The following is an 11,623-nucleotide window of genomic DNA, read 5'->3' on the forward strand; positions in this document are numbered from 1 at the left end:
TAGTTCCCTGGCAGACAATCACAATACCGGGATCGTAAAGCACTGGCGGGCGTGCTAGTGGGCGATCTGAACGCAAAATACGCACATCAGAAAGTGCCGTCAGGTTGTAGCCCTCATGCGGCGCGAGCGATTTAAGCAATTCCACCGTACGTTGTTGTACCTCTGAATCTACCACCACTCCTCCTCACTCATAAGATTAGGCAATAAAAGCAGAAGATACGGCCTTATAGCGCTGACCTCCAGAGAATATTATGCATGCATCATTCATGTAGGGAGAAAAACGATGTCTAGCTCTAAAACACTTTTGATTACTGGTGTAAGCAGCGGTTTCGGTCGTGCGCTGGCGCTGGAGGCCTTAGCCAAAGGTTATCGCGTGATCGGGACGGTGCGAAATGTAGAAGCTAAATTGGCATTTGAACAACTCCATCCGCAAAATGCGCTGGCGTTTGAACTCGATGTCACTCATTTCGCTGTTATTGATGACCTTATAGCCGACATTGAAGCTGATCAGGGTCCAATTGATGTTTTGGTCAATAACGCGGGTTATGGACACGAAGGGATTATGGAGGAGTCCTCGCTGGAGGAGATGCGCCACCAATTTGACGTTAATGTATTTGGTGCCGTGGCGATGATCAAAGCCGTATTGCCCTTCATGCGCCAACGGCGTCGCGGGCATATCCTTAACATCACGTCGATGGGCGGATTTATCACTATGCCAGGCATTAGTTATTACTGCGGCAGTAAGTTTGCGCTGGAAGGTATTTCAGAAACCCTCAGTAAAGAACTTGCGCCTTTCAATATTCACGTCACCGCTGTTGCTCCCGGCTCATTCCGTACTGATTGGGCTGGCCGCTCCATGGTGCGCAGCGCACGCAGCATCAGTGATTATAACGCTCTCTTTGATCCTATCCGTCAGGCAAGAGAAGCGAAAAGCGGCAAACAGCTTGGGGATCCACAGAAAGCGGCGCGCGCGATGCTGGCTATCATTGAGAGCGATAACCCGCCTGCACATTTGCTGCTCGGCAGCGATGCATTAAAGCTGGTGAAAGATAAACTTGTGGCGTTGAATGCAGAGATCGAGGCGTGGAAAACGCTGACACGTTCAACAGATGGTGATTAGTGACCTTTACAGGAATGTAATAGTAATTAGCACATTGGGGGTTCAAATAATTAATAAGGAACTTAAAGCCCCGATTCAGGGGCTTTGGTATTACTGAAGAACACTCAAACCTTTACGATCAATAATATTGAGCAAACGCAGCGCCGCGCCGTTTGGTTTTTTTTCTTCTCGTTCCCATTTAATAATCGTGGCGACTGACATTCCAACGCAAGCCGCCAGCATTGCTTGACTCAAGCCCAAACGCTCACGCAATTCTTTAATAGCCTGGCCCGACATCATAGGCTGAACAGGCAGTGCCGCTCGCAACTCGCGCAATCTTACCCTTGAATCGATTTTTTCTTTAAGATCATCAGAGACAACGCCAATTTCATTGAAATCATGTGCGATTTCCTGAAGATCTTTAAGGTGATTAACCATCACACTGCACCTCTCGCATTTTCCCCGCCCTAATCGCTCGTCTTGCTTGTTCAGTGGTGAGGTTGAATAACTCTTTGGCAACTTGCTTATAAAGTAGCAGTTCAGTTTCGGTCATTTCTCGTATTGTGCTTTTGACTGCTGACTTAGCATACCCATTTACAAAGAAGAGGTGCTTATCAATTTTGAAAGCAATGACAGCTCTGGCACCACTACTTTTACCTTTGGTTAAGGGAATGCGTTTCTTATATACCCCACCGCCTAATATACCCCACCGCCTAAATTAGCTTCATATCGACCCGCGATAACTTCTAACGCTGCAATGCATAGCTTGCCGTCGTCAATCCCATCAGCTTTGGTATTTCTGTCGAATGGTTTTAAAACATAAATTGCCATGGTGTCTCCTGACTGTGATTCGATAAGGACGCTCCTTGTCCACACATGCAATATCTATAGTACTAAGTACCATAGGTTAACTCAATCTCTATCTTATTAGCCCAGACATCAAGTTTAATGCCCTGAAAAGAGTGCTTTTACATAAGCATCTGTAATTAATAGACTAGCACTTTTTGCAAAAACAGCTCCCCTGATGGTTAACCTTATTCCTGTACAACAGGCTGTTCTTTGTATAACTTTAGTGGGCCTGGTGCTCATTAGTTAACCTGGAGGATGGAACCATGCGTCAGGGTCGAAACCTGCTATCAACGTCGGATGCGATTACGCGTTATTTTAATGAGGCTTCCCTGCCTTCTCAGCAGGAAATCCTGGGTAAAATCGTTGGAGAAATACTGCGTTCAGGCCGTTCACTGAGTCGCAAAACGATCTGCACCAAGCTGATTTGCCGACTGGAACAGGCAAACAGCCCGGAAGAAGAGTTGCACTACCAACAGTTAATTGGCCTGATGTTTACCTCCGAGCGATGATCCTGAGAACTTGCGCACCGACCTGACATCGGACAAAGTGGCTTCCGCCTCATAGGTTATTTCACGTTAGACTGAATCCACTTTGTTACCTGTCGCAGGTCTTTGCGGTAACCAGAGAACGTGTATGAACAGAAGTAAAGATGAACGATTAACTGATATCGTCATGGGCGATGCCGTACTGCAGCTGCTGAAAAAAAAGGGGCCGGTGACGAACAGCGCCCTGCTCGATAAGCTTCGTTTGATGGCGTCCGTTGAACCCGATGCTGGCCGCCAAAAAGCACTAAGCCGCGCCATGGCAGAAGTGAAGAACAACATGCAATCCTCCACTCAGGACAGCATGGCACTCAAAGATACCAACAACGTCACACACATTTTTCGCAACCGCGATAATACGGGCAAAGACACACAGCATTAAAATCGGGGCCTCGAGGCACCCTCTTGTTAATGAAATTTTCATAACTTAAGGCTGCAATTTTAACCCATTGCAGCCTTTTTTTGTCGGGCGCTTCACTACGCTTTCAATTCACCATGCTGTTGCAGCTCATAATCGATAAAGGCCTTAATCATCGCACGGTAAACCTGCTCAATAATTTCCTCAGATAACCCCTGCGCTTTTGCCTGACATCTCACTTTATCAATCACCTGTTGGACACGATCGGGAGCGCGTACCGCTGCGCGGTCTTGTTTAAACTGTGCAGCGGCCTTAACACACTCTCCACGCCGGGCAATCAGTGCCACAACTTCTTGATCCACTTTATCAATTTCTTCCCTGACTGCATCAATAGAGTCAAATTCCATCAAGATTTCTCCTTTATAAATGGGTTATCGCGAACTGATGAGCAATTTGATGCCCAGGCAAACAAAGCCTAACGCAAAGATTCGGTTCATAAAGCGCATCACGCGCGGTTTTTCGAGCACCCGACGCCTCATCAGCGCGGCAAAAGCGCCATACAACATAAAGATGAAAAGCGTCAGCAACATAAAAATGGCACTCAGTACTAAAATATCTTGTGTCGGCGTCGAACTCTCTGAAGCGATAAATTGCGGTAAAAAAGCCAGAAAAAACAGCGATAATTTAGGGTTAAAGAGATTGAGTAACAGAGCATGGTTAATAATACGCAATGCGGATTTTTTACTCTCCACCTCCGTGGTCAGTGATGTCCGCTCACGTAGCGCCATCCACGCCATGTAGAGCAAGTAGTCAACGCCGATTAGCTTCAACATGTTGAATGCGTAGTCACTGGTATGAAAAATAACGGCTAATCCCAGCAATGTAGCGAGAAGATGCGGCACAATACCGAGCGTGCACCCTAAAGCCGTAATAAAACTTACACGCATTCCTCGATTCAGACCGCTGGCAATAGTTAACATAGCCCCAGGGCCCGGTGACATCACTACCACCAAAGTAGTGACATAAAACTCTATTCCAGCGTGCATTTTTAATCCCTCAGTCGAATGTATCGCCTGAGTATCAATTCACGAAATGCCTGCGTCTTGAACAAAATTGCAGAGGATTACAGCAGAATGGCTTTTTGATAGCGTGCCGGCGTGATACCCATTTGGCGCGAGAATGCACGCGTGAGTTGGCTTTGATCGGCAAAACCACTCATAACAGCGGCATCAGCCACACTATTCCCTTTTGCCAGCCATTGTCTTGCATTACGGACGCGCAACTGCATGAGATAGGCATGGGGCGTCATTCCAACTTCACGAGCAAAACTGCGCAAAAGTTGGAATCGACTTAGCCCACACAACGTTGCCAATTCACTCAGGCTCGTCTGACGTGATGGAGCATCATCTAAATATTGCTTTGCCCTTTGTATCGTGGGTGTCATGTTGGGCGGGAAAGCCAGGGTCAGAAGGTGGTGATGACAGAGGTGCATTAAGCATTGTAATAACGTCTCTTCCAGAAAACCCGGTTCAACCTTGGTCTGATTTAGGGCAAAAAAAAGCTGAAACAGACGATGGCTCAGAGAGTTGTCTCTGACTAACGGCTTGAGCACTGCATCGGCATCACTCCTCTCCATCCGTAACTCCTGCCACAACAGTTCAGGTTCCAGATAGACCATCTGCCAGCTACGCGCGCCCTGAAGCGGCATACCATCGTGCACTTCTCCCGGATTGACAATAATCACATCTCCAGGGCCGGCCTCTATCTGCCCCAGCAGGCTCCATGAGCGCTGTGCACCTTGCGAGATGACACCCATCCCGAAGTGATCATGGGAATGGCGCGGGAAGGTATGTTCGCTCTGCAGCGCCATGGCCTCTGTACCCGCCATAGGGCTATGCAGAACGCGTGACAAGTGGACGGGCTTTACCAACGTCGTTTCTCCGCAGATACACACTGACTGCTACTTTAGCGCCTTTTCCTCTCAGCAGAAAAAAAACCGCAGGGATTTTGTACGATGTTGTGCTAACGTCAGATTTATTCCCCAATCTGCCGCGAGCCGATGATGTCTTGGTTCATTACGTTGACCACAGTGACAACCACCACCGCATTCATCGGCGGCGTGAGTGTATCTGTAGCAAAAACGTAAGCGTACAGAATCCTCACCCCGTCAGCCAATGGACGGGGATTGTCTCCGTTCATCACCCAGTGAAAGGAGACACACCATGCCATCCTCAAGTAAAAAAGCGCTATTGATTATCGATATGCAACACGGTTTGTTTTTTGCGCCGCAGCAGCCATTTGCCGCAGAAACTTTGCTGAACAATATCAACACCTTGATTGCCCGTGCACGCGACGCAAAAGCTCCGATCTTTGCTGCTCGCCATACCGGGCCTGAGGGAACACCTCTTGCCGAGAGCAGTCCGCTCACGCAGCTTATTCCACAGTTGGCGATAGATGCCGAGTTGGATGGTGTGTTTGTGAAACGCTACCCCAACTGTTTCCGTGGCACGACGCTCCTGGCTTCGCTACAACTCGCCGGAATTGAAGAGTTGGTGATTTGTGGTATGAAAACAGAATATTGCGTGGATACGACTTGCCGGGCAGCGGCAGACTTAGGCTTTCGCGTGGTATTAATCAGCGATGCACATAGCACGACAGACAACGGGCAGATGAGTGCATCCCAGATCATTGCCCATCATAACCAAACGCTATCGGGTCCGTTTGCCCAACTGGCGGCTACGGCTGACGCGCTCATTTGAATGTTTGTGCGCGGTCAATATCGCGCCCTAACCTCAGTACCGCGCGCGCCCGCTGAATCCCGCACCCAGTAAAATACTTTGATAAACCTGTGTGCTGGATTCTCCCTCCTCATTCATCAAGCGCGAGAGAAAAAAGGGGTAAAGAAAAAGGGTGCAGGCATAAAATATCAGACTACATCAATTGTATGCCAAAGCGCTTTAGCAACGTTGCCCACAGGACAAAAATCACGATAGTTAACAGGCAACTCGCCACCAGCGTGGGCCAAAATCCCCAGCGCTGATAGAGAAATGGAAAGGCGACAAACATCGGCAGGGTTGGCACCACGTACCAGAAGGTATACCAGGCGTGGCTGGCGATCTTTGCCTGGCTCTGACCTTCCAGCTTCATCCAGATCAACACCAATATCGTCACTAATGGCAGCGCCGCAATCAACCCTCCGAGACGGTCACTGCGTTTCGCCACTTCAGAAATCAGCACCACCATGCCCGCCGTGATGGCGTATTTTACGATGAGCCACAGCATGGTTTGCTCCTACTTCAGATATGAACGTATAACGCTGACAATCTCTTCCAAATCCTGAGTGCGCTCCGCTTCGGTGGCAGATTCATTCATCAGGTGCTCTTTGATATGCCCCTCCAGCAGTTCTGCCATTAGACCATTAACTGCCCCGCGTACCGCTGCTACCTGCTGCAACACTTTTAGGCACTCCTCACCCGATTCCAATGCGGTCTCGAGCGAAGCTGCCTGCCCTTTAATACGACGTACGCGGGTTAACAGGCTTTTCTGATGCTTGAGTGTATGGCCCATTCTCGGCTCCTGTTGATCTTAATGTATACTGGGGTATAGTATATTTTCTTTGAATTTTTTGATTTTACGGCACTGCAATGCCGCTTTCAACTTATCACGACACGAGATGCACACCATGAATGATTTCGCTGCCCTGCTGAGCCAGGGCACGTCTAGCGCGTTGCTGTTTATCCCAAGCGCCATCTTGCTTGGGGCGTTGCACGGCCTGGAGCCGGGTCACTCTAAGACGATGATGGCGGCATTTATCGTCGCCATCCGTGGCAGTGTTCGCCAGGCGGTGATGCTGGGTCTGGCAGCCACTTTTTCCCACACTGCGGTGGTATGGCTGATTGCGATGGGCGGGATGTATATCAGTCGGCAGTTTACTGCCGAAGCTGCCGAACCCTGGCTGCAGCTGATTTCAGGCCTCATTATCATTGCAACAGCTGCCTGGATGTTCTGGCGTACCTGGTCTGAAGCACAAGCGTGGCATCAGCACCACGATCATGAACATACGCAGGATCATCATCATGAACATGGGAATCATCATGAGCACGGGCATCATCATGAACATGGGCATCATCATGAGCATCATCATGAACATGAGCATCATCATGAACATAAGCATCATCATGAACATGAGCATCATCATGAACATGAGCATCATTATGAGCATGGGCATCATCATGAGCATCGGCATCATCATGAGCATGAACATCATCATGGGCACGGGCATCATCATGAACACGGACATCATCATGAACACGGACATCATGGCGAATTGGCCAGGTTCGCGGAAGGTTCTCAGGAATATCAGGATGCTCACGAGCGCGCGCACGCGGAAGACATACGCCGACGCTTTGATGGCCGTGAAATCAGCAATCTGCAAATTCTTCTCTTCGGCCTGACGGGGGGATTAATTCCCTGCCCCGCAGCGATCACGGTCCTCCTTCTCTGCCTGCAGGTGAAGCAGTTTAGTCTTGGTGCGGCGCTGGTGGTCTGCTTCAGCATCGGCCTGGCGCTTACGCTGGTGACCATCGGCGTAGGTGCAGCGCTAAGTGTTCGGCATGTATCCCGTCGATGGAAAGGATTCGCCGATATTGCACGCCGCGCACCTTACTTCTCTAGTGCCCTGATTGCCATCGTGGGCGTCTATATGATGTTCCATGGCTACAGTGGCCTCACCCAATAAGGAATTATTTCCATGTCTGTAAAATCGCCTTGTACTGATGTCTGTATATTTGAGGGAAAAAATGGCTGGTGTCGTGCCTGCGGCCGTACGCGTAAAGAGGCACAGGAGTGGCGCAAAATGTCACCCTATCACCGCAAGGCGATTGAACGCGCATTGAAAGATCGCGTTGCGACGTTGCAAATAAAATAGTCAGGTGCTTCGTTCAATCATGCGCACCAGCTTATTCACTGCGGGAGTACGTTCACGTTTACGATATAAGAACCAAATGGATGAAGGAATAACGGCTCCGGGTATTTCGCGATAAGTGATGCCGGTTAATTTTAATTGAGTCACCAGAATAGCCGGTATTACCGCGACACCATTACCTAATGCGACATTGGCCAGCACTTCATTTAAACTGCCCGCCGACCAGCTACGACTCAGAATAAACCCACCACGCTGTGCAAAGGTCACGGTGCCAGACACTTGTTCGGGCAAAATAAAGGTTTCCCCTTTAAGTTGCGCAGGTTCGATGGGTTGTTCCTGCGCAACCAGCGGGTGGTTATCCGGCAGTGCCAATGCGAAGTGATCTTGCTCGACTTCAATGTATTCGACATCGGCAGGCAACGGCACAGGACCGCGCACAAAGGCAACATCAATAGTACGTTCACTGACCTGAGTGGCCAGTGTATCCATGACTGATTCACGTGCATTGATTGAGATATCAGGTGCGCTGGCGCTAAAGCTCGTCAATAACCGGGTTAAAATGCCTGATAATAGTGCGGATGCCACATAGCCCACGCGGATATAACCGCGTTCGCCGCGAGCGGCACTGCGTACTCGGGATTTGGCCTGCTCGGCATGTTGTAGAGTCTCGCGCGCCTCATGTTGGAAAATTTCTCCAATCTGCGTCAACTCGACTTTACGTTGAGTACGATAAAATAATGGCGCACCTAATTCTTCTTCCAATTGATTAATCTGCACCGACAGCGTCGGCGTGGATATATTAAGATTCTCAGCCGCCACGCCATAATGCAGCGTTTTTGCCAGTTCCAGAAAATAGCGTAGATGGCGTAACTCCACGTTTTACCTCCTACTTATCTTGTGTGATGAACATGTCGATCATTACCTGAAACGGAAACGCCAGCAATATAAATGTTGTTAGTTTTTGCCTAACAATAACTCCAGTACTGTTTATTGAATGACTTCCGTGATGGATTCAAGCTGTAAAGCATTCACTACCTTGCTCGCGGGAGAAAAGATGTCCACTGCTACCATCGCGCTCGACCATCGCCATCTGAATCGTGTTTTACTCGTCGCCTCAACCGGTTGCGCATTGACGGTAATCGACACCAATATCGTCGGCGTTATGTTGCCAACCATCGCTAAAGGTCTGCATGCTTCTTTTGCAGATATGGAATGGGTCATCGGCGCTTACGTGCTGAGCTTTTCCTCACTCCTTTTGCCGGCAGGGGCGCTGGCAGACAAATTTGGCCGACGCCGACTCTTTCTCGGCGGCATTTTACTCTTTGCACTGGCCTCACTCGCCTGTGGCATAGCGACCAGCGTTTTGGCACTCAATATTGCCCGTGCGGTTCAGGGTATTGGCTCCGCATTTCTGCTGGCGCCAGCACTGGCAATTATCGCGCACAGCTTTCGCGATAGTCAGGCACGTAACCGGGCATGGGCGATTTGGGGCGGTGTGATGGGATTGACCATGGTGCTGGCACCGTTAGCCGGCGGCATGATCAGTACGTTGCTTGGCTGGCGCTGGACATTTTTTGTCAATATTCCAATTTGTGCCCTGCTGATGCTGGCCGTCACCCGCCACATTGAGGAATCCAGGCATGAACACGCGGGCAAACTCGATTTACCTGGCATCGCGCTGTTTATCGCAGGCATGTTCTGTTTGACCAGGGCATTAATATTAGCGCCGCAACATGGCTGGTTGAGCCGTGAAGTTGTGGGCAGATTGTGTCTCGGCGCGTTGTGGTTTGGCCTATTTGTCCGTGTGGAAAGTGGCAAAAGCAGGCCGATGTTGAATCTGCAACTTTTCCGCTCGTTCCCCTTTATTGGCGCAGTATTAGCGATGTTTGCTTACGCTGCCACCGCGCAAGTTATGACCTCATTACTGCCGCTGTTATTGCAGAATGTTGAGGGAATGACGCCGTTAATGGCCGGAGCGGGTATGCTGCCTTTCGCTTTGGCAATGCTGCTGTTTCCTGTTGTGGCGCGCTGGCTCGGTAAACGCCTGCATGCCGCCCCTTTACTGGCTCTTGGCCTGGTCACCGTCTCCTTTGGCAACATGGTGATTGCGACTGCCGTGTACCACCACCATTTGCTGCTGACCCTGGCGGGTATGGCCCTACTCGGCAGTGGCGGTGGGCTGCTCAATGGCGAAACCCAAAAGGCGATTATGGCAACCGTACCGCCGCAGCAGGCAGGAATGGCATCGGGTATCAGCACAACAGCCCGTTTTTCCGGCATTTTGTTAGGATTTGCCACGCTGGGCGCGATTCTGGCGGCCAGCACACAGTGGCAATTACAATCAGCGATGCTACACGCGCAGTTGCCCCTTCAACCCGGTTTTAGCGCGCAGGTTATCGCCGGCGATTTCCGCCATGCACTGGCGATGTATGACGCCGTTCATCAGGTCTCTTTACAACCACTCATCATTACCAGCTACGCCGATGGATTTGCCAGCATGTTGTTGTGTGCTGCAGCATTTGCCCTGTTTTCCGCCATCGTTGTGCTCTATTCGGCGCGTCAGCCAACGGCGCTAGCCCAGCGCTAATTTTCACGCGTGGGATCGACTGTCGCACGCACAACCCGTCCTTGTTGAGGAGCAATAATGAAGAAGTTAATGACCCTACTCTGCTTAAGCAGCTTGCCACTGTTTGCCCATGCGGCGGCGTTTTCGCTTAGGTCAGCAGACTTCGCCGATAACGGCGTGATGAAGAAAGCATTGGGTGGCAATGATAAGAACAATCTCTCCTGCAGCGGCAAAAACCTGTCGCCCGCGCTTAGCTGGGCCAATCCGCCCGTGGGCACCCAGAGTTATGTGCTACTGCTGACCGATCCGGCTGGCGCCAAAGGCTTGGGGGTGACGCATATGCTGGCGTACAACATTGATGCTACGCGTAACAAATTCCAACAGGGTGAGTTAAGCAAAGGAGGAAATTTTAGCTATGGCACCAATACGCCCGGCACGCAAAACTATTATGGCCCTTGTCCACCCGCAGGCGCGGGCTATCACCACTACAATTTTGTGCTGGTGGCGACCGACCTTGCGAACGGCACTTTACCCGCAGGACTCAGTCACACTGAGTTAGTCGCAAAATTGAAAGGTCACGCGCTGGGTTCTGCTAGCCTGGTCGGGCGTTTAGAGAATTGATTGCAGCGGGTCGCCGGCCTGGCGACCCAATAAAATTAGTGTCGAATCGCACAACCACACTGCGACATTTCACCCGGGACATATTTTCCGTGATGGGAGTGACGCACCTGCAACTCACCTTGCTGCCAGGCGTTGCCTGTATCAGCACGGTTTTCCAGTAAACGATTCAGTGCTTCGTTGACCAGCAAGTCACGACGCTGTGCCCAACTGGTCGGATGCGAGGTTGAGGCGCGGGCTTCATCCACATCATCAAAACCTACGACTGCCACGTGTGCGCCCTGGCCAAAATCGCGCACTGCCTGCAATGCACCAAAGGCCAGCACATCGCTTTCGCAGAACAGTGCATTAATGCGCTCGGCTGCACGGGTTTTCTTCAGGTAGGCCATCATGGTCTGATAAGCCAGTTCTCGATCGTTAGCCCCGGCCACCAGCTGAATGTTCAGCGTTTTATGTTCTGCCTCAAGGCTGGACACCAGGCCTGCCATTTGACGCGCGGGATCGGCCTGCTGCTGACTGTGCATAAAGCAAAAGCGTTGATGTCCTTGAGACAGTAACAATAACCCCATCTCGGCACCCGCATCGAAACCATCGGCAATCACGACCTCAGCACCTGCTTCACGGCTCTGGCTTAAATTCACCGTCGCCACGTCAGGCAGTAGTTTTG

Annotated in this window: 18 protein-coding genes and 1 pseudogene; 8 read left to right on the forward strand and 11 right to left on the reverse strand. The window is 50.5% G+C overall.

The genetic code is table 11. From position 1 onward, the window contains the following. Window positions 1-175, reverse strand: a pseudogene (locus RT340_RS17860) (AraC family transcriptional regulator); the annotation flags it as partial. A 108-nt stretch (window positions 176-283) separates the two neighbouring features. On the opposite strand from RT340_RS17860, the gene RT340_RS17865 reads away from it, so the two are divergent. Then, window positions 284-1,120, forward strand: a complete 837-nt coding sequence (locus tag RT340_RS17865) for an oxidoreductase (RefSeq protein WP_313377403.1) — start codon at window positions 284-286, stop codon at window positions 1,118-1,120. Window positions 1,121-1,210: 90 nt separating this feature from the next. Here RT340_RS17865 and RT340_RS17870 read toward each other — a convergent pair whose 3' ends face one another. The 3 genes from RT340_RS17870 to RT340_RS17875 are packed head-to-tail and all read right to left on the reverse strand — an operon-like array spanning window position 1,211 to window position 1,930. Further along, complete coding sequence (locus tag RT340_RS17870; RefSeq protein ID WP_097119077.1) at window positions 1,211-1,537, reverse strand: helix-turn-helix domain-containing protein; 327 nt, start codon at window positions 1,535-1,537, stop codon at window positions 1,211-1,213. Beyond that, complete coding sequence (locus RT340_RS22625) at window positions 1,530-1,802, reverse strand: type II toxin-antitoxin system RelE/ParE family toxin (protein WP_097119076.1); 273 nt, start codon at window positions 1,800-1,802, stop codon at window positions 1,530-1,532. Before RT340_RS22625 ends, RT340_RS17870 begins: the two co-directional genes overlap by 8 nt. Then, complete coding sequence (locus tag RT340_RS17875; protein ID WP_313377404.1) at window positions 1,796-1,930, reverse strand: type II toxin-antitoxin system RelE/ParE family toxin; 135 nt, start codon at window positions 1,928-1,930, stop codon at window positions 1,796-1,798. Before RT340_RS17875 ends, RT340_RS22625 begins: the two co-directional genes overlap by 7 nt. Window positions 1,931-2,211: 281 nt before the next feature. Here RT340_RS17875 and ycgZ point away from each other — a divergent pair, with 281 nt between their 5' ends. Further along, window positions 2,212-2,457 carry a regulatory protein YcgZ gene (gene ycgZ / locus RT340_RS17880; protein ID WP_058960954.1) on the forward strand — a complete coding sequence of 82 codons (246 nt, stop codon included), beginning with the start codon at window positions 2,212-2,214 and terminating at the stop codon, window positions 2,455-2,457. Window positions 2,458-2,581: 124 nt separating this feature from the next. Then, window positions 2,582-2,872 (forward strand): hypothetical protein, encoded by a 291-nt coding sequence (locus tag RT340_RS17885; protein WP_097119075.1) that lies wholly within the window; start codon window positions 2,582-2,584, stop codon window positions 2,870-2,872. A 95-nt stretch (window positions 2,873-2,967) separates the two neighbouring features. On the opposite strand, the gene RT340_RS17890 is transcribed toward RT340_RS17885, so the two are convergent. The 3 genes from RT340_RS17890 to RT340_RS17900 form a co-directional block, all read right to left on the reverse strand. Continuing rightward, on the reverse strand, window positions 2,968-3,255 hold the full coding sequence (locus RT340_RS17890; protein WP_313377411.1) for a chorismate mutase: 288 nt from the start codon (window positions 3,253-3,255) through the stop codon (window positions 2,968-2,970). Between the two features lie 24 nt (window positions 3,256-3,279). Beyond that, window positions 3,280-3,894 carry a LysE family translocator gene (locus RT340_RS17895; protein WP_313377405.1) on the reverse strand — a complete coding sequence of 205 codons (615 nt, stop codon included), beginning with the start codon at window positions 3,892-3,894 and terminating at the stop codon, window positions 3,280-3,282. Window positions 3,895-3,971: 77 nt separating this feature from the next. Next, the gene (locus RT340_RS17900; protein ID WP_313377406.1) at window positions 3,972-4,718 is read right to left on the reverse strand and encodes an AraC family transcriptional regulator; all 747 of its coding nucleotides are present in this window, start codon (window positions 4,716-4,718) and stop codon (window positions 3,972-3,974) included. Between the two features lie 352 nt (window positions 4,719-5,070). On the opposite strand from RT340_RS17900, the gene RT340_RS17905 reads away from it, so the two are divergent. Then, window positions 5,071-5,607, forward strand: a complete 537-nt coding sequence (locus tag RT340_RS17905) for a cysteine hydrolase family protein (RefSeq protein ID WP_160834250.1) — start codon at window positions 5,071-5,073, stop codon at window positions 5,605-5,607. A 172-nt stretch (window positions 5,608-5,779) separates the two neighbouring features. On the opposite strand, the gene RT340_RS17910 is transcribed toward RT340_RS17905, so the two are convergent. Both RT340_RS17910 and RT340_RS17915 read right to left on the reverse strand, forming a co-directional pair. Then, complete coding sequence (locus RT340_RS17910) at window positions 5,780-6,130, reverse strand: DUF3147 family protein (RefSeq protein ID WP_097119071.1); 351 nt, start codon at window positions 6,128-6,130, stop codon at window positions 5,780-5,782. A gap of 9 nt (window positions 6,131-6,139) precedes the next feature. Further along, window positions 6,140-6,415 (reverse strand): metal/formaldehyde-sensitive transcriptional repressor, encoded by a 276-nt coding sequence (locus tag RT340_RS17915; RefSeq protein ID WP_034824208.1) that lies wholly within the window; start codon window positions 6,413-6,415, stop codon window positions 6,140-6,142. A 115-nt stretch (window positions 6,416-6,530) separates the two neighbouring features. Between RT340_RS17915 and RT340_RS17920 the strand changes: the two genes are divergently transcribed. Together RT340_RS17920 and RT340_RS17925 are read left to right on the forward strand one after the other, a co-directional pair. Further along, a complete protein-coding gene (locus tag RT340_RS17920; RefSeq protein WP_313377407.1) occupies window positions 6,531-7,586 on the forward strand; it encodes a nickel/cobalt efflux protein RcnA in 1,056 nt (351 codons plus the stop codon). Window positions 7,587-7,598: 12 nt separating this feature from the next. Continuing rightward, complete coding sequence (locus RT340_RS17925) at window positions 7,599-7,775, forward strand: DUF1289 domain-containing protein (RefSeq protein WP_034829866.1); 177 nt, start codon at window positions 7,599-7,601, stop codon at window positions 7,773-7,775. Here the strand turns inward: RT340_RS17925 and RT340_RS17930 are convergent, their stop codons facing one another. Further along, window positions 7,776-8,648: a LysR substrate-binding domain-containing protein gene (locus tag RT340_RS17930; RefSeq protein ID WP_313377408.1), complete on the reverse strand. Its 873-nt coding sequence runs from the start codon at window positions 8,646-8,648 to the stop codon at window positions 7,776-7,778. A 178-nt stretch (window positions 8,649-8,826) separates the two neighbouring features. Here RT340_RS17930 and RT340_RS17935 point away from each other — a divergent pair, with 178 nt between their 5' ends. Continuing rightward, window positions 8,827-10,359, forward strand: a complete 1,533-nt coding sequence (locus tag RT340_RS17935; RefSeq protein WP_313377409.1) for an MFS transporter — start codon at window positions 8,827-8,829, stop codon at window positions 10,357-10,359. Between the two features lie 57 nt (window positions 10,360-10,416). Beyond that, window positions 10,417-10,959, forward strand: coding sequence for a YbhB/YbcL family Raf kinase inhibitor-like protein (locus tag RT340_RS17940; protein ID WP_160834256.1), 543 nt, complete (start codon window positions 10,417-10,419; stop codon window positions 10,957-10,959). Window positions 10,960-10,994: 35 nt separating this feature from the next. Here RT340_RS17940 and RT340_RS17945 read toward each other — a convergent pair. Further along, the coding region (locus RT340_RS17945) for a substrate-binding domain-containing protein (RefSeq protein WP_313377410.1) at window positions 10,995-11,623 on the reverse strand (629 nt) is incomplete at its 5' end.

It is taken from the genome of Pantoea sp. CTOTU50773 (assembly GCF_032082325.1).
Taxonomy (GTDB): Bacteria; Pseudomonadota; Gammaproteobacteria; order Enterobacterales; family Enterobacteriaceae; genus Pantoea; species Pantoea communis.

Coding starts and splice junctions, on each gene's coding strand:
- RT340_RS17865 (WP_313377403.1), top strand. CDS start 284: ATGTCTAGCTCTAAAACACTTTTGATTACTGGTGTAAGCAGCGGTTTC.
- RT340_RS17870 (WP_097119077.1), bottom strand. CDS start 1,537: ATGGTTAATCACCTTAAAGATCTTCAGGAAATCGCACATGATTTCAAT.
- RT340_RS17875 (WP_313377404.1), bottom strand. CDS start 1,930: ATGGCAATTTATGTTTTAAAACCATTCGACAGAAATACCAAAGCTGAT.
- ycgZ (WP_058960954.1), top strand. CDS start 2,212: ATGCGTCAGGGTCGAAACCTGCTATCAACGTCGGATGCGATTACGCGT.
- RT340_RS17885 (WP_097119075.1), top strand. CDS start 2,582: ATGAACAGAAGTAAAGATGAACGATTAACTGATATCGTCATGGGCGAT.
- RT340_RS17890 (WP_313377411.1), bottom strand. CDS start 3,255: ATGGAATTTGACTCTATTGATGCAGTCAGGGAAGAAATTGATAAAGTG.
- RT340_RS17895 (WP_313377405.1), bottom strand. CDS start 3,894: ATGCACGCTGGAATAGAGTTTTATGTCACTACTTTGGTGGTAGTGATG.
- RT340_RS17900 (WP_313377406.1), bottom strand. CDS start 4,718: ATGGCGCTGCAGAGCGAACATACCTTCCCGCGCCATTCCCATGATCAC.
- RT340_RS17905 (WP_160834250.1), top strand. CDS start 5,071: ATGCCATCCTCAAGTAAAAAAGCGCTATTGATTATCGATATGCAACAC.
- RT340_RS17910 (WP_097119071.1), bottom strand. CDS start 6,130: ATGCTGTGGCTCATCGTAAAATACGCCATCACGGCGGGCATGGTGGTG.
- RT340_RS17915 (WP_034824208.1), bottom strand. CDS start 6,415: ATGGGCCATACACTCAAGCATCAGAAAAGCCTGTTAACCCGCGTACGT.
- RT340_RS17920 (WP_313377407.1), top strand. CDS start 6,531: ATGAATGATTTCGCTGCCCTGCTGAGCCAGGGCACGTCTAGCGCGTTG.
- RT340_RS17925 (WP_034829866.1), top strand. CDS start 7,599: ATGTCTGTAAAATCGCCTTGTACTGATGTCTGTATATTTGAGGGAAAA.
- RT340_RS17935 (WP_313377409.1), top strand. CDS start 8,827: ATGTCCACTGCTACCATCGCGCTCGACCATCGCCATCTGAATCGTGTT.
- RT340_RS17940 (WP_160834256.1), top strand. CDS start 10,417: ATGAAGAAGTTAATGACCCTACTCTGCTTAAGCAGCTTGCCACTGTTT.